Raw genomic sequence first — 21177 nt, forward strand, 5'->3', positions numbered from 1 at the left:
CGGCGCGCCTCCTCATCCGGTGAAGAGCTGCGTCGCCTTCTGCACGAGTTCGTACAGCCCGTAGGCGAGCGGCAGTCCCACCCAGAGCCAGGCGAAGGCGGTCAGGGCGCGGCGGCTAGGCGGGGTGTCGGGGTGCGGCATCGGTTACCTCTGCGGTGGCGGGCGCGGGCCCGGCGGATACGTGGTGGTGGCGCGGGTGGACGGGTCGGACCAGCTCGTTCGCGGCGAAGCCGAGCAGCAGCAGGCCGATCATGATCGTGAGCGAGAGCCCGTACAGGCCGGGGCCGCTCCTGCCCGCGGCCTCCTGGGAGTCGGCCACCCAGTTGACGATCAGCGGGCCGAGCACACCGGCCGTGGACCAGGCGGTGAGCAGCCGGCCGTGGATGGCGCCGACCTGGTACGTGCCGAACAGGTCCTTCAAGTACGCGGGGACCGTGGCGAAGCCACCGCCGTAGAAGGAGAGGATCACCAGGGCGCAGCAGATGAACAGCGGCTTGGAGTCGGCCCCGAACTGGGCGATCAGCAGGTACATGAGGGCGCCGACGCCGAGGTAGAGCCGGTAGACGTTCTTGCGGCCGATGAGGTCGGACGTGGAGGACCAGCCGATGCGGCCCGCCATGTTGGCGGCGGAGAGCAGCGCCACGAAACCGGCCGCGGCGGAGGCGGAGACCGGGGTCGGGGTCTCGGCGAAGAAGTCGGTGATCATCGGGGCGGCCTTCTCCAGGATGCCGATCCCGGCGGTCACGTTCATGCAGAGCACCAGCCACAGGCACCAGAACTGCGGGGTGCGCATCGCCTGTTTCGCGGAGACCTGCGGTCCGTCGGCGGTCGCCCGCACGGCCTCCGCCGCCCCCGTAGGGGCCCTCGGCACCCGCACAAGGAGCACTCCGAGCGTCATGAAGACGGCGTACGTCACACCGTGCACGAGGAACGCGAGGGCGATGCCGTCGGAGTCGCTGCCGAAGGACTCCAGCATCTGCGAGGACCAGGGTGAGGCGATGAGCGCGCCGCCGCCGAAGCCCATGATCGCGATGCCGGTGGCCATGCCGGGCCGGTCGGGGAACCACTTGATCAGCGTCGATACGGGCGAGATGTAGCCGATGCCGAGTCCGATGCCGCCGACGAAGCCGTAGCCGAAGACGATCAGCCAGTACTGCTCGGTGGCGGCGCCGAGCGCGGCGAGCAGGAACCCGGAGGAGAAGCAGCACAGGGCGACCGTCATCGCCCAGCGCGGACCGTTGCGTTCGACGAGCGTGCCGCCGAACGCCGCGGAGAGGCCGAGCATCACGATGCCCAGCTGGAACGGCAGCGCGCTCTGCGTGCCGGAGAGGTCGAGGGCGGATTCGAGGGGCGGCTTGAAGACGGACCAGGCGTAGGCCTGTCCGATGGAGAGGTGCACGGAGAGCGCGGCCGGGGGTACCAGCCAGCGGCTCCATCCCGGTGGGGCGAGGGGCGGGGTGGTCATGGTCGCGAACCCTAGGAAGGGGAAGGGCAGTTGGGAAGAGCGCGAACAGTGTTCGACCTGTCGTGCACGCAGACCGCCCGCCACACCCACCCGCGTCAACGGTTGGCAATGTGCCGTGCGAACCCTTGTCGCCCCAACTTCCATACTGTAGACAATATTTCGTCGACACAGGTGCGACACCGTGCGACTCCCTGAAGCACCCACCGGTGCTTCAACTCCCTCGGTCCCCTCAACCGACAGGAGCCACACCGTGAAAGTCGCAGTCCTCGGCGCCGGAGCGATCGGCGCCTACGTCGGAGCCGCGCTGCACCGCGCGGGCGCCGACGTCCATCTCGTCGCCCGTGGACCGCACTTGGCGGCCATGAGGCAGCACGGCGTGCGTGTGCTCAGCCCCCGCGGCGACTTCACCGCGCGGCCGCACTGCACCGACGACCCCGCCGAGATCGGCCCGGTCGACCATGTCTTCCTGGGCCTGAAGGCGACCTCGTACGCGGCGTGCGGGCCGCTCGTGGCGCCGCTGCTCCAGGACCACACCAGCGTGATCGCCGCCCAGAACGGCATCCCCTGGTGGTACTTCCACCGGCACGGCGGGCCGCACGACGGGCACCGGATCGAGAGCGTCGACCCCGGCGGTTCGGTCAGCGCGGTGCTCGCCCCGGAGCGGGCCGTCGGCTGCGTGGTGTACGCGGCCACGGAACTCGAAGCGCCGGGCCTCGTACGGCACTTGGAGGGCACCCGGTTCTCCATCGGCGAGCCCGACCGGTCCACCTCGAAGCGGTGCCTGGAGTTCAGCGAGGCCATGCGGGCGGGCGGACTGAAGTGCCCCGTCGAGCCGGAGCTGCGCGACGACATCTGGATCAAACTGCTCGGCAACATCTCGTTCAACCCGATCAGCGCCCTGACCCGGGCGACGATGCGCCAGATGTGCGTGCACGGCACGACGCGCGAGGTCATCGAGCAGATGATGCGGGAGACCCTGGCCGTCGCGCACACGCTCGGCTGCCGCCCGGAGATCTCCGTGGAGCGGCGCATCGCGGGCGCCGAACGCGTCGGCGACCACCGCACCTCCACCCTCCAGGACCTGGAGCGCGGCAAGCCCCTCGAACTCGACGTGCTGCTCGCCGCGGTGGTGGAACTCGCCACGATCACCGGCGTTCCGGTGCCCACGCTCCGCACCGTGCACGCCCTCTCGGACCTCCTTGCCACGCGCACCCTGCCGACCAGTCCAGAAAGCGAGGCGGCATGAGGAAACGCGACCGCACCCCGAAGACCTACCACCGGCTCACCCACCCCCTGGTCCGCGACGGCAAGGGCGGGCCGCTGCGCCCCGCCACCTGGGACGAGGCGCTCGCCAAGGCCGCCGAAGGCTTCCGGAACGCGCGCGTGGCGCACGGCCCCGACGCGTTCGCGATGCTGTCCTGCGCCCGCGCGACCAATGAAATGAACTATGTGGCACAGAAGTTCACGCGTGTCGTCATGGGCACCAACAACGTGGACTCCTGCAACCGCACCTGCCACGCCCCGAGCGTCGCCGGGCTCTCCGCCGTCTTCGGCTCGGGCGGCGGCACGTCCTCGTACGAGGAGGTCGAGCACACCGACCTCATCGTGATGTGGGGCTCCAACGCCCGCTTCGCGCACCCGATCTTCTTCCAGCACGTCCTGAAGGGGATACGCAACGGGGCGCGGATGTACGCGGTCGACCCGCGCCGCACCTCCACCGCCGAGTGGGCCGAGTCCTGGCTCGGGCCGAACGTCGGCACCGACATCCCCCTCGCGCACGCCGTCGCCCGCGAGATCATCCACGCCGGGCTGCACAACGAGGCGTTCATCGAGCGGGCGACCAGCGGCTTCGAGGAGTTCCGCGCCCTCGTCGAACCCTGGACGCTGTCCCTCGCCGAGAAGGTCACCGGAGTCCCGGCCGCCGCGATCCGCGACCTCGCACACGCCTACGCGAGAGCCGAACGCGCCCAGCTGTGCTGGACGTTGGGCATCACCGAGCACCACAACGGCACCGACAACGTCCGCGCCCTGATCAATCTGGCGCTGCTCACCGGGCACGTCGGACGGTACGGCGCCGGGGTGCAGCCGCTGCGCGGGCAGAACAACGTCCAGGGCGGCGGCGACATGGGCGCCATCCCCAACCGGCTCCCCGGCTTCCAGGACATCCTCGACGACGGCCACCGCGCCAAGTTCGAGGCGGCCTGGGACACGGTGATCCCACCGCGGTACGGGATGACGCTCACCGACATGTTCGAGGCGATGGAGCACGGCTCGCTGCGCGCGGTGTACTGCATCGGCGAGAACCCGGCCCAGTCGGAGGCCGACAGCGAGCAGGCCCTGCGCCGCCTGGCCGCCCTCGACCACCTGGTCGTCCAGGACATCTTCCTGACGAAGACCGCCGAGCTCGCGGACGTCGTCCTGCCCGCCACGGCCTCCTGGGCGGAGACGGACGGCACCACCACCAACAGCGAACGCCGCGTCCAGCGCGTACGGTCCGCGCTCACCCCGCCCGGCGAGGCCCGCGAGGACATCGACATCATCTGCGAGATCGCCGAACGCCTCGGCCACGCCTGGAAGTTCGCCGACGCGGAGTCGGTCTGGAACGAGCTGCGCGCCCTGTCCCCCGACCACTTCGGCATGACGTACGACCGCCTGGAGGAGCAGCAGGGCCTGCAGTGGCCCTGCCCGGACCTGGAGCAGCTGCCGTCGAGCTTCCTGCACGGCCGTCTGTGGGACCCCGACCCCGAACTGCGGGGCCCACGGGCGGCGTTCGGCCTGGTCGAGCACGACCCGCCGGTGGACCTCACCGACGAGTCGTACCCCCTCCGCCTCACCACCGGCCGGCGCCTCGACTCGTACAACACCGGTGTGCAGAGCGGCAGTTTCGCCTCTCCGCTGCGGCGCGGCGAGTACGTGGAGCTGTGCCCGGAGGACGCGGAGCGGTACGGCGTGGTGGTGGGCGAGGAGGTACGGGTGGCCTCGCGGCGCGGCACGGTCGTCGCACCGGTCTGGGTCGACCCCGGCCTGCGCCCCGGCCTCGCCTTCATGACCATGCACTTTCCCGACGAGGTGGACACCAACCTGCTCACGATCGAGGCGAACTGTCCGATCGCGGGCACGGCGGAGTTCAAGGCGTCGGCGATCCGGATCGAGAAGCTCGATGTGGCCGTGAGGAGCTGAGGAGCTGACATGGATCTGCACTTCGGTGACAGCAAGCCGACCGACGAGGAGCGCGCCGCCGTCGACGCCCTCCTCGGCCCGCCCGAGTCCCCCTGGGAGGGCGCGTCGGACCGCCCCGACACGGACCTGCGCTGGGCCCGCGGCGGCCGCACGGCCCGGGACCGGCGCGATCTGCTGCTGCCGGGGCTGCACGCGGTGAACGACCGGGTCGGCTGGATCAGCGAGGGCGCGCTCGCGTACCTGTGCAGGCGGCTGACGGTGCCGCCGGCGGAGGCGTACGGGGTGGCGACGTTCTATTCCCTGTTCGCGGTGCGCCCGCGACCGGCGACGCGCGTCCAGGTCTGCACGGACCTGGCCTGCGCGACGCGCGGTTCTTCCGAGCTCTGCTCGGAGCTCGAGTCCCGCCTCGGGCCGTCCGGCGCGGTGTGGGAGAAGAGCCCGTGCCTGGGCTTGTGCGAACGGGCTCCGGCGGCCTTGGTGACGCGTGCGGGTCCGCCTGCGGCGGGCTCTCACCCCACCCCGCCCCTTCCCGGCTGTGTCCGATATGCGGCTGGCGCCGCGTGGCCTGCCGGACGGGCCTCCTCAAGCGCCGGAGGGGCTGAAAATTCAGCCCCTCCGGCGCTTGAGGAGCGGGGTCTGGGGCGGAGCCCCAGTTACGGGAAGGGGCGGGGTGGGGAAGAAGCGCCCCGCAGGGCCACCGCCGTCCTCGCCCCCGCGACCGTGGACGCGATCACCCGAGCCGCCGCCGAACCGGAGTCCGCGGAACCCGAACCCCCGGCCACGATGGCCCTCCCCCAAGCAGGCCAGGAAGGCCTGATCCTGCTCAAGAGGATCGGCAGGATCGACCCGCACAGCCTCGACGACTACCGGGCAGCCGGCGGCTACGAAGCCCTCCGCAGAGCCTTCAAGCTCGGCCCCGCCGAAGTGATCCGCGAGGTAACGGACGCCGGTCTGGTCGGCCGAGGAGGAGCCGCCTTCCCCACGGGAAGAAAGTGGCAGGCCACCGCCTCCCAGCCCGACCAGCCCCACTACCTCGTCTGCAACGCCGACGAATCAGAACCCGGCACCTTCAAGGACCGCGTCCTGATGGAGGGCGACCCGTACGCGCTGATCGAGGCGATGACGATCGCCGGGTACGCGACCGGCGCCCACCTCGGCTACCTCTACCTGCGCGGCGAGTACCCACGCGCCCTCGAACGCCTCACCCACGCCATCGCGCAGGCCCGCGCCCGCGGCCTCCTCGGGGAGAACGTCCTCGGGCAGGGCTACGCCTTCGACATCGAGATCCGGCGGGGCGCGGGCGCGTACATCTGCGGTGAGGAGACCGCGCTGTTCAACTCCATCGAGGGGTACCGGGGCGAGCCCCGCTCCAAGCCGCCGTTCCCCGTCGAGAAGGGCCTGTTCGGCAAGCCCACCGCGGCCAACAACGTCGAGACGCTCGTGAACGTCCTGCCGATCCTCACGATGGGGGCCCAGGCGTACGCGGCCATCGGGACGCCGAAGTCCACCGGACCCAAACTGTTCTGCGTCTCCGGGAACGTCGAACGGCCCGGCATCTACGAGCTGCCGTTCGGCGCGACGCTCGGCGATCTGCTCGAACTCGCCGGGAAACCAGGCCAGTTGAGGGCCGTGCTGCTCGGCGGCGCCGCGGGCGGGTTCGTGCGCGGGGACGAGCTGGACATCCCGCTGACCTTCGAGGGCACCCGCGAGGCCAACACCACCCTCGGCTCAGGCGTCGTGCTCGCCCTCGACGACACCGTCCCACTCCCCCGCATGCTCCTCCGTATCGCCGAGTTCTTCCGCGACGAGTCCTGCGGCCAATGCGTGCCCTGCCGGGTCGGCACCGTACGACAGGAGGAGGCCCTGCACCGGATCGCCGAGCGCACCGGGGCCGCCGCAGCCGACGACATCGCACTCCTGAGGGACGTGGGGCGGGCCATGAAGGACGCCTCGATCTGCGGTCTGGGGCAGACCGCGTGGAACGCCGTCGAGTCCGCCATCGACCGTCTGGGAGCGTACGCATGACCGCCATTCCGCTGCAGCCGCCGCGTCGCCTCGTGGAGTTCACGCTGGACGACGAACCCGTACGGGTCCCGGAGGGGTCCACCGTCCTGGACGCCTGCCGGGCCGCGGGCAAGGACATCCCGACGCTCTGCGAGGGTGACACGCTCACCCCGAAGAACGCCTGCCGGGTGTGCGTCGTCGAGGTCGAGGGAGCGCGCACGCTGGCCCCGGCCTGCTCCCGCAAGGCCGAGCCCGGCATGGAGGTCCGTACGGACACCGAGCGCGCCCGGCACAGCCGCAGACTGGTCCTCGAACTCCTCGCGTCCTCGGTCGACTTGTCGACCACGCCGCGCGTCCAGGAGTGGCTGAAGGAGTACGAGGCGAAGCCCGACCGCTTCGGCCCGGACGCCGCCCGCCTGAACGAGTCCCCGAAGGTCGACAACGACCTGTACGTACGCGACTACGACAAGTGCATCCTCTGCTACAAGTGCGTGGACGCCTGCGGCGAGCAGTGGCAGAACACCTTCGCGATCGCGGTCGCCGGGCGCGGATTCGACGCCCGGATCGCCGTCGAGCACGACGCCCCGCTCACCGACTCCGCGTGCGTGTACTGCGGCAACTGCATCGAGGTGTGCCCGACGGGCGCGCTCAGCTTCAAGAGCGAGTTCGACATGCGGGCGGCCGGTACGTGGGACGAGTCGGCCCAGACGGAGACGACCACGGTGTGCGCGTACTGCGGTGTGGGCTGCAACCTGACGCTGCACGTGCAGGACAATGAGATCGTCAAGGTCACCTCGCCGCACGACAACCCGGTGACCCACGGCAACCTCTGCATCAAGGGCCGCTTCGGCTATCAACACGTACAGAACCGGGACTGATCACCTGATGGGACGCGTCACCGAGCGACGCCGCGTCATCCGTGTCCGGGACGGGGCGGTCTCCACCCGCCCGGACACGCTGGTCGCGGAGGAGCCGCTGGAAATCCGCCTGAACGGCAAGCCCCTCGCGATCACGATGCGCACACCGGGCGACGACTTCGCACTCGCCGCCGGGTTCCTGGTGAGCGAGGGCGTGCTCGGCTCGAAGGAGGAGCTGCGCTCGATCGTGTACTGCGCGGGGGCTACGCAGGACGGCTCCAACACGTACAACGTGGTGGACGTCTCGACGGCGCCCGGCGTCGTGATCCCGGACATCACGCTGGAGCGAAACGTCTATACGTCCTCGTCGTGCGGGCTGTGCGGCAAGGCCAGCCTGGACGCGGTGCGGACGACGGCGCGCTGGCCCATCGACGACGCGACCGGCGACGGCACGCACGGCACGGAACCCGGCACTCCCCCGGTCCGGCTCGCCCCCGAACTGCTCGCGAGCCTCCCCGACCGGCTCCGCGCGGCCCAGCGGGTCTTCGACCGGACCGGGGGCCTGCACGCGGCGGCGCTGTTCACGGAGGACGGCGAGCTGGTCGACGTGCGGGAGGACGTGGGGCGGCACAACGCGGTCGACAAGCTGGTCGGCCGCGCGCTGCAGGACGGCCGGCTTCCGCTGGCCCGCATGATCCTGCTCGTCTCCGGACGCGCCTCGTTCGAGCTGGCGCAGAAGGCCGTGATGGCGGGCATCCCGGTGCTCGCCGCGGTCTCCGCGCCGTCCTCGCTCGCCGTGGACCTGGCGGCCGAGACGGGGCTCACCCTGGTGGGCTTCCTGCGCGGTACGTCCATGAACGTGTACGCGGGCGACCATCGCATCGCCCTGCAGGCCGCGGCCGGTCAGGGCTGACCGCGAGCGCCCGCCTACGCGGCGGCGGGGTCCCGGCCGGTGAGGAGCGCCCCCTGCGCCGGCCGGGCCCGTGCGGCTGCCCCGCAGGGGCGTTCAGTGCTGCCGTCGTTCGTCTGCGGCGCCGTCGTGGCTGGTCGCGCCCCGCGGCGGAGCCGCCAATGTCACAGCCCCGCGCCCCTAAAAGATGCGCAGTTCCCCCGCGCCCCTATCAATCAGCCCCTCCGGCGTTTGAGGAGGCCCGTCCGGCAGGACTTTCGGGAAGGGGCGGGGAGGGGAAAAGCAACGGCCGCGCGAGTCCTTGTCCGCGCCCCCACCCCCAAGTACCTTCTGGGAACCGGACATTGGACGTGGGATGTCCGGATGACGTGATCCTTGTACAGGCACGTGCCGCGCAGGACCGCAGAAGGGCAGGTCTCCACATGCCGTCCGGACCCCGCAGAGCCTTACGCCCCCTCCTCGCCACCCTCACCGCCCTCGCCCTGGCCGCCCCCGCCACCGCCGCCCAGGCCGCCCCACTCGCCCCGGAAACAGCGGACTTCACGCAGCAGGTCCTCTTCAAGGCCTCCCAGGACCCGGGCTACGCCTGCTTCCGCATCCCGGCCGTCGTGCAGACAAAGTCAGGGACCCTGCTCGCGTTCGCCGAGGGCCGGGTGAACGACTGCACGGACGCGGGCGACATAGACCTCGTCGTCAAACGCTCCACGGACGGCGGCCGCACCTGGGGCCCGCTGCAGGTCGTCAACGAGGGCGGGGGCGACACCCACGGCAACCCGGCGCCCATGGTGGACCGCGAGACCGGCCGCATCCTGCTCGCCGAGACCTGGAACCCGGGCAAGCCCGGCGGCGGCAACTGCGACGTGCCCTGCAAGCGCACCCCGCACCTCCAGTACAGCGACGACGACGGCCGCAGCTGGTCCCAGCCGCGCGACCTCAGCGACCAGATCCTGCCGGAGCACTGGAACTCCTGGTACGCGACGGGCCCCGTGCACGGCATACAGCTGGAGCGCGGGCCGCACGCGGGCCGGCTCGTCTTCGGCGTCAACACCGAGACGTGGAACGGCAGTCGGGTCACCGCCAACCACGCCGCCCTCATCCACAGCGACGACGGCGGCGACACCTGGAAGGTCGGCGCGACCGACTCCTGGCCGATAGCCCAGGACGGCACGTTCCGCCAGAAGCCCTCCGAGGTGACGCTCACCGAGCGCGGCGACGGCGAGATCTACGTCAGCGGACGCGAGCAGGACGGCACCGACCTCGGCCACCGCACGCACGCCGTGAGCCAGGACGGCGGCGCGTCCTTCACCGGCAAGTTCCGCGCCATCCCGGACCTGTACGCACCCCAAGTGCAGTGCGCGACCGTCGGGTTGGAGAGCCGGATGCTGCTGTCCTGCCCGGCCGACCCGGACCGGCGGCGCACGATGATGGTGCGTTCCTCGTACGACGGGGGCCGCACCTGGGACAGCGTGGACCGCGGCACGGTCGTGTCCACCGACTGGTCCGGCTACTCCGACCTGGTGGCGATCAACGGCGCGGACGGCGCTCCGGGGACCGTCGGCCTGCTCTACGAGGGCGGCGCGGTGGACGCGCGCGACGAGATCCGCTTCGCCCGCTTCACCGAGGACTGGCTGAAGCCCCGCCGCGGCCCCGATCCGACCACCCGGGACCTGGCGTTCGGCGCGCCCGGCGCCACGGTGCTCGGCGGCGCCCGGCCGACCTCGGGCCGGTTCGGCGGCGCGCTCGCCCTCGACGGCAAGGACGACGCCGTACGCCTTCCGTACCGCTCTCAACTCCCCCTTTACGGCGATCAGTTCACTGCCTCCGTATGGTTCCGTTACTCGGCGGCGAGCGGCGAGCATCCGCTGCTGTGGATGGGCGGAGTCGGCTCGAATCAGCCGCAGGTGTGGCTGCGCGGCGAGCCCGCATCGGGGCGGATCATGGGCCTGATGACCGCGCGGGACGGCGCCGCGGCGCCCCGCTCGGCGTGGGTGCGCAGCACGTCCGCGCTGAACGACGGCACGTGGCACCACGCCGTGCTGCGGCGCACCGAGGGCGAGTTCAGCCTCACCGTCGACGGCACGAAGGTCGCCACGACGGGGGCCGTGCCCGGTTCGGTGAGCCGGACGTCCGGGTTCGGGGTGCATGTCGGCCAGCGCGTCGACAGCCGGGCCCACTTCGCCGGTGCGATCGACGAGGTCCAGGTGTGGGACCGGGCATTGAGCGACGCCGAGCTGAAGCGGCTGCGCAGGCCCGGTGCCGGTGTGACCCTCGGCACCGTGCTGCGGCTGCCGATGGACCGGATCAACGGCAGCCGTTAACGTCCCGTGCGTGTCAGCCGCTGAACGAACGAGGCATACGAGGCGCACGAGGCGCACGGGAAAGCCCGCGGGCCGGCGGTGGCAGTACGGCACCGGTCTGGTGCTGCTGCTCGCCGCCGTCCTCGCGGGCACCCTGTTCACCGCCCTCCCGGAGCAGGACGACCGGGAGGGCGGCGCCGCGTGCGCCCCGCGCAAGGTGGCGTCCTGGACGGCGGACCAGCGCACGACCGGGGAATTCGCCCGGTACGGCAACGACGCCTCCCGGGACGACGACTGGTCCGGCGGCGACGGCACCCACTCGGTGCGGCTTCCGGACGGGCGGGTCCTGTGGCTGTTCTCGGACACGTTCCTCGGCAAGGTGCACGGACCACCGAACCTGTCGGGCCAGCCGCACGCCTGGCGGGACACGACCGCGCCGTTCGTGCGCAACTCGGCCGTGGTGATGGGCCGTTCGGGTCGTCTCGAGCGGACCCTGCCCGCCCCACTGTTCGCCGATCCGGCGGCGGGGCAGTGGCGCTGGCCGGTCGCGGCGAAGGTCGAGCCCCGCTCCCCCGGCTCCTCCGAACAGGTCGTCCGCGTCCTGCTGTGGACCCGCGCCACCGGCACCGGCCCGTGGATCTACGGGCTTCCCCTCGCCACCGAGGTCGCCACGCTCTCCCTGCCGGACCTGCGCCTGGAGGGCACGGTCCGGGTCTCCGACCAGAGCGGCGTCAAGGACCCGGCCGAGCGCGTGCTGTACGGGACGACGGCGGTCGACGGCGAGGAGTACACGTACGTCTTCGGCGGCAACGACGGGAAGACGGCGGTGCGGCCGGCCTCGGAGGCGTACGTGGCGCGCGTCCCGCACGGGCGGCTCGCCGAGCCCGGCGCCTGGCGGTACTGGGACGGCGAGGGCTGGTCCACCGGCCGCAAGGCCGCGCCGGTGCTCGGGGACGGCGAGAAGAAGGGCGTGGGCAGCGCGTACACCGTCGTCCGGGACGAGGGGACGTGGGTGCTCTTCACGATGGCGGCGGGGGCGGAGGGCCTGTCGACGATCACGTCGTACTGGTCGTGCGCGCCGAACGGGCCCTGGCACGGCCCGGCGAAGGGCTTCGCGCCGCCGCTGCCACCGGACGGGGCGGCGCGGCAGAGCACCGCCGTCTACAACCCGCAGGCACACCCCGCGCTACGGGCGGACGACGGCCGGCTGCTGCTCAGCTACGACGTGAACTGGCTGGAGTCGAACCCGCAGGCGGCGCAGGCGAACGTCAGCCGGAACGTGTCGCTGTACCGACCACGGTTCCTGCGGCTGCGGCTCGTTCCAGGCGACTGATCGGGCCGGGCTCCTGCTCGGCCTCGGGCGGCGCGGCGTCGGCGGAGGCCTCGGGGTCGCGGGAGCGGCGCTTGGCGATGACGGCGCAGACCATCAGCTGCATCTGGTGGAAGAGCATCAGCGGAAGCACCGCGAGCGAGGCCTGCGCGCCGAACAGCACGCTGGCCATGGGCAGTCCGGCCGCCAGGGACTTCTTCGACCCGGCGAACTGGATCGCGACCCGGTCGGCCCGCCCGAAGCCGAGGCGCTTCGCGCCGAACCAGGTCAGCGCCAGCATCGCGGCGAGCAGCACGGCCTCGACGCCGAGGAGCGCGAGCAGCCGCAGCGGGGTGACCTGCTGCCAGATGCCGGCGACCATGCCCTGGCTGAACGCGGCGTAGACGACGAGCAGGATGGAGCCGCGGTCCACCAGGCCGAGGACCTTCTTGTGCCGGGCGACGAACGGGCCGATCCAGCGGCGCAGGAGCTGCCCGGCGAGGAACGGCACGAGCAGCTGCAGCACGATCTTGACGAGCGAGTCCGCGGAGAACCCGGCGTGCCCGCCGATGAGCCCGGCGGCGAGCAGCGGCGTCAGGACGATCCCGGCGAGCGAGGAGAAGGACCCGGCGCAGATCGCGGCGGGTACGTTGCCGCGCGCGATGGACGTGAACGCGATCGACGACTGCACGGTCGATGGCACCAGGGTCAGGAACAGGAAGCCGCTGTACAGCGCGGGCGTCAGGACGTACGGCACGAGCCCGCCCGCGGCCAGGCCGAGCAGCGGGAAGACCGCGAACGTGCAGGCGATGACGGTGAGGTGGAGCCGCCAGTTGCGCAGCCCGTCGAGCGCCTCGCGGGTGGAGAGGCGGGCGCCGTAGAGGAAGAACAGGAAGGCGACCGCCGCGGTGGCCGCACCTGAGGCGACATCGGCGCCCGTGCCCCGCGCGGGCAGCAGCGCGGCGATGCCCACCGTGCCGAGCAGCAGCAGGACGTACGGGTCGATCGGCATCCAGGACGGCCAGGTCGGGCGTTTCACGGTGCGCTGTGCTCCAGTGCGGTGGTCGGGGACGGGCACGCGATGCGGAGCGTGCCCTCTCCATCGTCCTCCTGATCGCCGTGATCGGGAATCCGGGATACGGGACTGACTGCTATCGCGATACGTGATAGGAGGGCTAGCCTGGCGTGCATGTACGACCCCGCACAACTGCGCACGTTCCTGGCCGTGGCGCAGACCCTGAGCTTCACGCGGGCCGCGCGCCGGCTCGGCCTGCGCCAGTCGACGGTCAGCCAGCACGTGCGGCGCCTGGAGGACGCCACGGGCCGCACGCTCTTCGCCCGGGACACGCACAGCGTGGAGCTGACCGAGGACGGCGAGGCGATGCTCGGGTTCGCCCGCACGATCCTGGAGGCGCACGAGCGGGCGGCGGCGTTCTTCGCGGGCACGCGGCTGCGCGGGCGGCTGCGGTTCGGCGCCTCGGAGGACTTCGTCCTCACCGAACTGCCGGAGATCCTCAAGGCCTTCCGGCGCGAGCATCCGGAGGTCGACCTGGAGCTGTCGGTCGAGCTCTCCGGCACGCTGCACCGCAGGCTCGCGGACGGGCGGCTCGACCTGGTCCTCGCGAAGCGCCATCCGCGGGACGGGGAGGCGGAGGGGACGCTGGTGTGGCGGGACGAGTTGGTGTGGATCGGCGCGGAGACCGGCGGGGAGCGGCTGCGGGTCGACCCCCAGGAGCCGGTGCCGCTGATCGTCTATCCGCCGCCCGGCATCACGCGGGCCCGCGCGCTCGAAGTCCTGGAGCAAAGCGGCCGCGCGTGGCGCGTCGCCTGCACGAGCGGCAGCCTCAACGGCCTGGTGGCGGCGGCCCGCGCGGGCCTCGGCGTGATGGCCCACACCCGCAGCCTGATCCCGCCGGGCCTGGTCCGGATCCGCTCGGGCCTGCCGGACCTCGGCGGCGTCGACTTCGTACTCCGCCACGGCCGCACCCGGGCCCGCGCCCAGGAGGCGGCGGACGCGCTGGCCGCGGCGATCCTGGCGGGCGGGGACCGGTTGCACCGGGGCGGACGGGACCGCTGAAACGCCGCGCCGGTCGGGGCGGTGATTTCCCCTCCCCGCCCCGAAGCGGGGAGAAAGACCGCCCCCGCGTAACCGTCGCGTACAGATTCCGTGGAGGTTACGGAAGCGAAACTTACCCGGAAGTCAGGTTTCTGCCCGGGCCCACGCCCGTGTCGCCCCATTTCGCCGCCTGACCTGTGACGATGACGGCGATCCGAGGCCCGCCACCCCTCCCGCCCGGAAGCCGCGTGGGGTACCGTCACCCGCGCTGTGTGGAGCGCCACAAGGAGAACCATTGCGCGAGTTCACCTCACCTCCCCTGGCGTCGGCGCCGCTGGTGGGCGGTCTGGCCGATGTCGTCTTCGACCATGCCCTCGAGGACCCCTTGCGCATCGCCCTGGGACGCAAGGTCGACGGCGAGTGGCGGGACGTCACGTCCGCGGAGTTCCGTGACGAGGTCCTCGCCCTGGCCAAGGGCCTGCTCGCCCACGGCGTACGGTTCGGCGACCGCGTCGCGATCATGTCCCGTACGCGCTACGAGTGGACGCTCTTCGACTTCGCCCTGTGGACCATCGGCGCGCAGGTCGTGCCGATCTACCCGACGTCCTCCGCCGAGCAGGTCTTCTGGATGCTGTACGACGCCGAGGTCTCGGCCTGCGTCGTGGAGCACGAGGACCACTCCATGACGATCGGCTCGGTCATCGACCGGCTGCCCGCGCTGCGCCGCCTGTGGCAGCTGGACTCGGACGCGGTCGGTGAACTCCGCGCCGCGGGCGAGCACATCGACGACGAGGTGGTGCACCGCCACCGGCGCGCGGTGACGCCCGACTCGGTCGCGACGGTGATCTACACCTCCGGTACGACGGGCCGCCCCAAGGGCTGCGTGATCAGCCACGCCAACTTCATGTACGAGGCGGACACCGTGCTCACCCGCTGGGAGCCGGTCTTCCACTCCAAGCGCGGCGACGAGGCGACGACGCTGCTCTTCCTGCCGCTCGCGCACGTCTTCGGGCGGATGGTGGAGGTCGCGGCGATCCGCGGCCGGGTCAAGCTGGGCCACCAGCCGAACCTGAACGCGGCCGCCCTGCTGCCCGATCTGGCCGCGTTCCGGCCGTCGTTCATCCTGGCCGTGCCGTACATCTTCGAGAAGGTCTTCAACGCGGCCCGCAGGAAGGCCGAGAAGGACGGCAAGCTCGGGCCGTTCGACAAGGCCGTCGAGGTCGCGGTGAAGTACTGGGACGCGATGGAGCACAAGGCGTTCGGCACCGGCGCGGGCCCGTCGGCGGCGCTGCGGATACAGCATCAGCTCTTCGAGAAACTGGTGTACTCCAAGGTCCGCGCGGCGATGGGCGGCCGGGTGCGGCACGCGATGTCCGGCGGCTCCGGCATGGACCGCAGGCTCGGCCTGTTCTTCGCGGGCGCGGGCGTCCTGATCTACGAGGGATACGGCCTCACCGAGTCGACGGCCGCCGCGACCGCCAACCCGCCGGAGCAGACCCGCTTCGGCACGGTCGGCCGCCCGATCCCCGGCACCACGGTGCACATCGCGGACGACGGCGAGGTGTGGCTCTACGGCGACCAGGTGTTCCAGGGCTACCTGGGCAACCCGAAGGCCACCGACCAGACGCTGCACGACGGTTGGCTCGCCACCGGCGACCTGGGCCATCTCGACGAGGACGGCTATCTGACGATCACCGGCCGCAAGAAGGAGATCATCGTGACCTCCGGCGGCAAGAGCGTCTCGCCCTCGCAACTGGAGGAGCGGGTACGGGACCATCCGCTGGTCGCGCAGTGCATCGTCGTCGGCAACGACCGGCCGTACATCGCGGCCCTCGTCACCCTGGACGGCGAATCCGTCGAGCACTGGCTGAACATGCGCGGCAAGCCCAGCCTCGGCCCGGTGGACCTGGTGCGCGACCCGGACCTGGAGACGGAGATCCGGCGCGCGGTGGTCGCCGCCAACACGCTGGTCTCGCAGGCCGAGTCGATCCGTACGTTCCGGATACTGGCGCACCAGTTCTCCGAGGAGCACGGCCTGCTCACCCCGTCCCTGAAGCTCAAGCGGAAGGCGATCGAGCAGACCTACGAGGCCGAGGTGGAGGCGCTCTACCGCGCGTGAGCACGTAGGCCTGTACACCGCGTGAGCACCTTCGGCAAGAGGGCCCGGCGCCACTTCTGACGGTTCATCAATTACCGATGCGTCAGTTATTGACGGTTCATCAGGTCCGCCACAGAATCTCCCTCACTTCGACGGAGGGAACCGGCCCGTGCCTCGACACAACCGCATCCGCACCTTCGCCGCCACGGCCGCCCTGCTGCTCGCCGCCACCGCCTGCAACTCCGCCGCGACCCCCGCCTCCGGTGGGGACAAGGGCGGTTCGACGCGCGGCGTGAGCGACGACAGCATCAAGGTCGGCGGCATCGTCTCCATGACCACGTCCAGCGGCTACAGCAAGAAGGACACCGACCTCGGCGCCAAGGCCCGCTACGACCGCGCCAACGCCGAGGGCGGCGTCCACGGCCGGACCATCGACTACCTGGGCGCGGAGGACGACGGCCAGGACCCCGCCAAGAACCTCGCGGCGGCCCGCAAACTCGTCCAGCGGGACAAGGTGTTCGCGGTATCGCCGATGAGCTCGGTCACCTTCTCCGGGGCGGACTTCCTGAACAAGGAGAAGGTGCCGACCTTCGGTTGGGGCACGCTTCCGCAGTTCTGCGGGCCCGAGTACATCTACGGCTACGGCGGCTGCATGGTCCCGATGCCCGGCGGCACCATCACGCAGAGCTGGCCCGAGGGCCTCGCCGAGGTGATGGGCGGCGCGAAGGGCAAGTCCGTCGCGATCCTCGCCAACGACAACGACGCCGGCACCTTCGCCATCCGCACCTACAAGCAGGGCTTCGCCGCCGCCGGTTTCGACGTGACGTACGCGAAGGCCGTCGTCCCCGCCGCTTCGGCGCCCAGCGACTGGTCCGCGTACACCAAGGAGATCCTGCGCAGCGACGGCGGGAAGGCGCCGGACGCGGTGGTGTCCGTGATGCAGACCCCGTACAACATCGGCCTGTTCACGGCGGTCAAGCGCAGCGGCTTCAAGGGCGTGATCACCGACCCCACCGACTACGACCCCGGCCTGCTCACCAAGAGCGCCAGCCGGAAGGCGCTCGACGGGGTGCATGTGCTGCTGACCTTCGAGCCGTTCGAGTCGGACAGCGCGCGGATGAAGCAGTTCAAGGCCGACATCAGGAAGGCCGCCGGGAAGGACGTGCCGCTCAACATGCACATGATGACCGGCTACATGTCCGCCGACCTGTTCCTCGCCGTCGCCGAGAAGGCCGGCCGCGACCTCACCACCGCCTCCTTCCAGAAGGCCGCCAAGGGCTTCTCCGACAAGGGCACGATGGTCGGCGACCGCGCCCTGCCCAAGGGCCAGAAGGAGTCGTTCGGCTGCGGCGCGCTCGTCCAGCTCAAGAACGGCAGGTACGAGGTGTCCTCGCCGTTCCGGTGCTACGAACCCATCCCCTTCAAATGACGGCGGCCCAGCATGGCTGACCTTCTCGGCTTCGTCCTCAGCGGCCTCGTCTCGGGTGCGCTGTACGCGCTGCTCGCCACCGGGCTCGTGCTCTCCTACTCGGCGTCCGGGCTCTTCAACTTCGCCCACGGCGCGACCGCCTACCTCTGCGCGCTCGCCTTCCACGAACTGCACTCCGGCTTCGGCTGGCCCGCCGTACCGACGGCGCTGCTGCTCGTCCTGGTGATCGCGCCGGGGCTCGGCTGGGCCCTTGACCGGCTGATGTTCCGCAAGCTGGCGCGAGTCGGCGAGACGGCTCAGATCGTCGCCACCATCGGCCTCCTTGTGGCGCTGCCCGCGCTCGGCCTGTGGATCGTCGAGCTGCTTGAGCAGGCGGGTGCGCCGGTGAAACCCGCCGAGAACCAGTTCGGACTGCCCGGTGTGGGGCCGAGCCCCGCCGAGTCCTGGCAGCTGATGGACGGCGTCGGCGTCGACTCGGACCAGCTGATCACCTGGGTGACGACGGCCGTGGTCGCCGCGGGCCTGTGGCTGCTGCTCCGGCACACCCCGCTCGGCCTGCGGCTGCGCGCCGTCGTCGACAACCGGTCGCTTGTCGAGCTGCGCGGCATGAGCGCGGACCGGCTCTCCTCGGTGGCCTGGATGCTGTCGTCGGCCCTCGCGGGCCTGGCGGGAGTGCTCGCGACTCCGCTCCTCGGCCTGTCCGCCCACGACTTCACCCTGTTCCTCTTCGTCTCCGCGACCGCCGCCGTCCTCGGCCGCTTCGCCTCGATCCCGCTGGCGTTCGCGGGCGGCCTGGCCCTCGGTGTGCTGCAGAACCTCGTCGCCGGGTACGCCTCGTTCGCCGACGACCTCACCGGCTTCCGTACGGCCGTACCGTTCCTGATCCTCTTCGGCGGGCTGCTCCTGATGGCGCGGCGGCAGCGCACCGCGGGCACCGCCGCCGTGGACGCGCCGCCGCTCGACTACCTCGCGGGCAGCTCCTGGGCCCGGCGCTGGGGGCCGTGGGCGGCGGGCGCGGTGCTGCTCGCGATCGCCTTCTACACGGTCACGACCCCGTTCTGGAGCGGCATCCTCGCCCAGGGCCTGGCAGTCTCGCTCGTCTTCCTCTCCTTCACGGTGGTCACGGGACTCGGCGCGATGGTCTCGCTGGCGCAGGCCACGTTCGTCACCGGCGCGGCCCTGGTCGCCGGGCTCCTGATGAGCCAGGGCTGGCCGTTCCTCGGCGCCGCGCTCGTCGGCACCTGCGCGGCCGCGCTGCTCGGCGCCGTGGTCGCGCTGCCCGCGCTGCGCCTCGGCGGCCGCTCCCTCGCCCTCGCGACGCTCGCGCTCGCCTTCCTCGCCGACCAAGTCCTGTTCCAGACCGGCTGGTTGAGGAACGGCGACACGGGCTGGGCGATACCCCGGCCCGTCTTCGGCCCCATCGATCTCGGCGACGACCGGGCGATGGGCGTGGCCCTGCTCGTCCTCGTCACGGCGGTCGTGGCGGCCCTCAGCGCACTGCGCCACTCGCCGACGGGCCGCGCGATGCTCGCCGTACGCTCCGCACCCGCCGCGGCGATGGCCTCCGGCGTCTCCGTGGTCCGTACGAAACTGCTCCTGTTCACGCTGTCCGCGGGGCTCGCCGGGTTCGGCGGGGTCATGTACGCCTCGTACAACACCCGTATCACCGCTACCGACTTCACCGCGATGACGGGCCTGATCTGGCTCGCGGTGGTCGTCGCGGCGGGTGTGCGCAGGCCGCAGTTCGCGGTGGTGGCGGGCCTGGTCTTCGCCCTCGTGCCCCACCTGATCGCGGACTATGTGACGGAGTCCGTGCACCTGCCGGTGATTCTGTTCGGGTTGGCGGGGTTGGCGCTGGCGAATGACCCTGACGGGTATGCGGCGGCGGTTTCGGTGCGGCGGTACCGGCGCCGAGCTTCGGGGGCTCCGCCCCCGGGCCCCCGCTCCTCAATCGCCGGAGAGGCTGAATTTTCAGCCTCTCCGGCGATTGAGGAGGCCCGTCCGGCAGGACTTTCGGGAAGGGGCGGGACTGGGGAAGAAGCAGCCCTCGCCCTCCACGACATCCACGCCGGATACGACGGAGCCCCCGTACTCCACGGAGTGGACCTCACCGTAAGAGCAGGCGAGATCCTCGCCCTCCTCGGCCCCAACGGCGCGGGCAAAACCACCACTTGCCGAGTAGCGGCCGGAATCCTCACGCCCCGCACCGGCCAGGTGCTGGCCGACGGCCACGACGTCACCCGCACCGGCCCCGTCCCCCGCTCCCGCGCAGGCACCCTCCTCGCCCCCGAGGGCCGCGGCATCTTCCCGGCACTCACCATCGACGAGAACCTCACCCTGCACCTGCCGGACCGCACCGACCGCGACGCGGTGTACGAACGCTTCCCCGCACTCGCCGCCCGCCGCAGCGTCGGCGCCGGTTCGCTCTCCGGCGGTGAGCAGCAACTCCTCGCCCTCGCCCCGCTGTTGCAGCGCCCGCCGAAGGTGCTGATCGCCGACGAGCCGTCGCTCGGCCTCGCGCCGCGCGTCGTCGAGGAGGTGTTCCGGCTGCTTGCCGAACTCCGGGACGCGGGCACGGCGTTGCTGCTCGTCGAGGAGAAGGCCGCCGAGATCCTGGGCGTCGCGGACCGGGTCGCCTACCTGTCCCAGGGCCGCGTCTCGTGGTGCGGCCCGCGCGCGGAGGTCGAGGCGGACCGGCTGACGGAGGCGTACCTCGGCATCGCGGCCGACGGCCCGCACGCGACACGTACGGAGGTGAGCGGGCCATGACCCGTCACGTGCTCGAAGCGACCGGGATCGACGTCCGGTTCGGCGGTGTACGGGCCCTGCGGGACGCGCGGATCGCGGTGCGCCCCGGCGAGGTCTGCGGCCTGATCGGTCCCAACGGGGCGGGGAAGACCACCCTGTTCGACGTCGTCTCAGGGATCCGCCGCCCGGACTCCGGCCGGGTCCTGCTCGACGGGGCGGACGTCACCCGGCGCTCCCCGGTCTGGCGGGCCCGGCACGGCATGCGGCGTACGTTCCAGCGTCAGCAGCTCTTCGGCCAGCTGACCGTCGCCGACAATCTGCTCGTCGCCCAGGAGTGGCGCGGCGGCGGGGGCGGGCTTGTGGCCGACGCGGTCGGTGCGCCCGGCCGCCGCAGGCGTGAACGGGCCCGCCGGGAACGGGCGTCGGAGGTCCTGAAGGAGTGCGGCCTCGACGATCTCGCCGACGGGCACGCGGGCGCCCTGCCGGTCGGCCGCGCCCGCATGGTCGAGCTGGCGCGGGCGCTCGCCGACCCGCCCCGGGTGCTGCTCCTGGACGAGCCCGCATCCGGGATGACGGCCGCGGAACGTGCCCAGTTGGCCGCCGTCGTACGCCATCTCGCGGACCAGCGGGGCTGTGCGGTGCTGCTCGTCGAGCACAACGTGGCGTTCGTGATGGAGCTCTGCGCCCGCGTCGTCGTCCTGGACCTCGGCGCGGTCCTCGCGGAGGGCACCCCGGCCCAGGTGCGGGCCGACCCGAGGGTGCGGGACGCGTATCTGGGGACGGTGGCGGGCTGACCGCCGTACCCGGATACGCGTCCCGGCACA

Annotated in this window: 15 protein-coding genes; 12 read left to right on the forward strand and 3 right to left on the reverse strand. The window is 71.7% G+C overall.

Features of this window, described 5'->3' with window-relative positions:
* Positions 1-12 precede the first annotated feature (12 nt).
* The gene (locus tag RCO28_RS28220) at positions 13-141 is read right to left on the reverse strand and encodes a hypothetical protein (protein ID WP_308944098.1); all 129 of its coding nucleotides are present in this window, start codon (positions 139-141) and stop codon (positions 13-15) included.
* Positions 116-1465: an OFA family MFS transporter gene (locus tag RCO28_RS28225; RefSeq protein WP_308944099.1), complete on the reverse strand. Its 1350-nt coding sequence runs from the start codon at positions 1463-1465 to the stop codon at positions 116-118. Before RCO28_RS28225 ends, RCO28_RS28220 begins: the two co-directional genes overlap by 26 nt.
* Before the next feature lie 250 nt (positions 1466-1715).
* Here RCO28_RS28225 and RCO28_RS28230 point away from each other — a divergent pair, with 250 nt between their 5' ends.
* The 7 genes from RCO28_RS28230 (at position 1716) to RCO28_RS28260 (ending at position 12046) form a co-directional block, all read left to right on the forward strand.
* Positions 1716-2711, forward strand: a complete 996-nt coding sequence (locus RCO28_RS28230) for a 2-dehydropantoate 2-reductase (protein WP_308944100.1) — start codon at positions 1716-1718, stop codon at positions 2709-2711.
* Positions 2708-4645, forward strand: coding sequence for a molybdopterin-dependent oxidoreductase (locus RCO28_RS28235; protein WP_308944101.1), 1938 nt, complete (start codon positions 2708-2710; stop codon positions 4643-4645). The genes RCO28_RS28230 and RCO28_RS28235 overlap by 4 nt, the downstream gene beginning before the upstream one ends.
* A 9-nt stretch (positions 4646-4654) precedes the next feature.
* On the forward strand, positions 4655-6670 hold the full coding sequence (locus RCO28_RS28240) for an NAD(P)H-dependent oxidoreductase subunit E (RefSeq protein WP_308944102.1): 2016 nt from the start codon (positions 4655-4657) through the stop codon (positions 6668-6670).
* Complete coding sequence (locus tag RCO28_RS28245) at positions 6667-7527, forward strand: 2Fe-2S iron-sulfur cluster-binding protein (RefSeq protein ID WP_308944103.1); 861 nt, start codon at positions 6667-6669, stop codon at positions 7525-7527. Before RCO28_RS28240 ends, RCO28_RS28245 begins: the two co-directional genes overlap by 4 nt.
* Positions 7528-7534: 7 nt before the next feature.
* Positions 7535-8419, forward strand: coding sequence for a formate dehydrogenase accessory sulfurtransferase FdhD (gene fdhD / locus RCO28_RS28250; RefSeq protein WP_308944104.1), 885 nt, complete (start codon positions 7535-7537; stop codon positions 8417-8419).
* A 419-nt stretch (positions 8420-8838) separates the two neighbouring features.
* Positions 8839-10734 carry an exo-alpha-sialidase gene (locus RCO28_RS28255; protein ID WP_308944105.1) on the forward strand — a complete coding sequence of 632 codons (1896 nt, stop codon included), beginning with the start codon at positions 8839-8841 and terminating at the stop codon, positions 10732-10734.
* A gap of 106 nt (positions 10735-10840) precedes the next feature.
* On the forward strand, positions 10841-12046 hold the full coding sequence (locus tag RCO28_RS28260; protein WP_308944157.1) for a DUF4185 domain-containing protein: 1206 nt from the start codon (positions 10841-10843) through the stop codon (positions 12044-12046).
* On the opposite strand, the gene RCO28_RS28265 is transcribed toward RCO28_RS28260, so the two are convergent.
* A complete protein-coding gene (locus RCO28_RS28265; protein WP_308944106.1) occupies positions 11982-13061 on the reverse strand; it encodes a bile acid:sodium symporter family protein in 1080 nt (359 codons plus the stop codon). The two genes, RCO28_RS28260 and RCO28_RS28265, sit on opposite strands and share 65 nt — an antisense overlap.
* A gap of 150 nt (positions 13062-13211) precedes the next feature.
* Between RCO28_RS28265 and RCO28_RS28270 the strand changes: the two genes are divergently transcribed.
* The 5 genes from RCO28_RS28270 to RCO28_RS28290 all read left to right on the forward strand — a co-directional run bounded on the left by RCO28_RS28270 (position 13212) and on the right by RCO28_RS28290 (position 21147).
* Positions 13212-14099: a LysR substrate-binding domain-containing protein gene (locus tag RCO28_RS28270; protein WP_308944107.1), complete on the forward strand. Its 888-nt coding sequence runs from the start codon at positions 13212-13214 to the stop codon at positions 14097-14099.
* Positions 14100-14373: 274 nt separating this feature from the next.
* The gene (locus tag RCO28_RS28275) at positions 14374-16197 is read left to right on the forward strand and encodes an AMP-dependent synthetase/ligase (protein WP_308944108.1); all 1824 of its coding nucleotides are present in this window, start codon (positions 14374-14376) and stop codon (positions 16195-16197) included.
* Positions 16198-16345: 148 nt separating this feature from the next.
* Positions 16346-17605, forward strand: a complete 1260-nt coding sequence (locus tag RCO28_RS28280) for an ABC transporter substrate-binding protein (RefSeq protein WP_308944109.1) — start codon at positions 16346-16348, stop codon at positions 17603-17605.
* A 12-nt stretch (positions 17606-17617) separates the two neighbouring features.
* Complete coding sequence (locus RCO28_RS28285) at positions 17618-20374, forward strand: ATP-binding cassette domain-containing protein (protein WP_308944110.1); 2757 nt, start codon at positions 17618-17620, stop codon at positions 20372-20374.
* Positions 20371-21147: an ABC transporter ATP-binding protein gene (locus RCO28_RS28290; RefSeq protein ID WP_308944111.1), complete on the forward strand. Its 777-nt coding sequence runs from the start codon at positions 20371-20373 to the stop codon at positions 21145-21147. Before RCO28_RS28285 ends, RCO28_RS28290 begins: the two co-directional genes overlap by 4 nt.
* Positions 21148-21177: the final 30 nt, after the last annotated feature.

The organism is Streptomyces sp. LHD-70 (assembly GCF_031157275.1).
Taxonomy (GTDB): domain Bacteria; phylum Actinomycetota; class Actinomycetes; order Streptomycetales; family Streptomycetaceae; genus Streptomyces.

Bases quoted from the DNA above. Each gene is read 5' to 3' on its own strand.
- RCO28_RS28220 (WP_308944098.1), bottom strand. From the start codon at position 141: ATGCCGCACCCCGACACCCCGCCTAGCCGCCGCGCCCTGACCGCCTTC.
- RCO28_RS28225 (WP_308944099.1), bottom strand. From the start codon at position 1,465: ATGACCACCCCGCCCCTCGCCCCACCGGGATGGAGCCGCTGGCTGGTA.
- RCO28_RS28235 (WP_308944101.1), top strand. From the start codon at position 2,708: ATGAGGAAACGCGACCGCACCCCGAAGACCTACCACCGGCTCACCCAC.
- RCO28_RS28240 (WP_308944102.1), top strand. From the start codon at position 4,655: ATGGATCTGCACTTCGGTGACAGCAAGCCGACCGACGAGGAGCGCGCC.
- RCO28_RS28245 (WP_308944103.1), top strand. From the start codon at position 6,667: ATGACCGCCATTCCGCTGCAGCCGCCGCGTCGCCTCGTGGAGTTCACG.
- fdhD (WP_308944104.1), top strand. From the start codon at position 7,535: ATGGGACGCGTCACCGAGCGACGCCGCGTCATCCGTGTCCGGGACGGG.
- RCO28_RS28255 (WP_308944105.1), top strand. From the start codon at position 8,839: ATGCCGTCCGGACCCCGCAGAGCCTTACGCCCCCTCCTCGCCACCCTC.
- RCO28_RS28270 (WP_308944107.1), top strand. From the start codon at position 13,212: ATGTACGACCCCGCACAACTGCGCACGTTCCTGGCCGTGGCGCAGACC.
- RCO28_RS28285 (WP_308944110.1), top strand. From the start codon at position 17,618: ATGGCTGACCTTCTCGGCTTCGTCCTCAGCGGCCTCGTCTCGGGTGCG.
- RCO28_RS28290 (WP_308944111.1), top strand. From the start codon at position 20,371: ATGACCCGTCACGTGCTCGAAGCGACCGGGATCGACGTCCGGTTCGGC.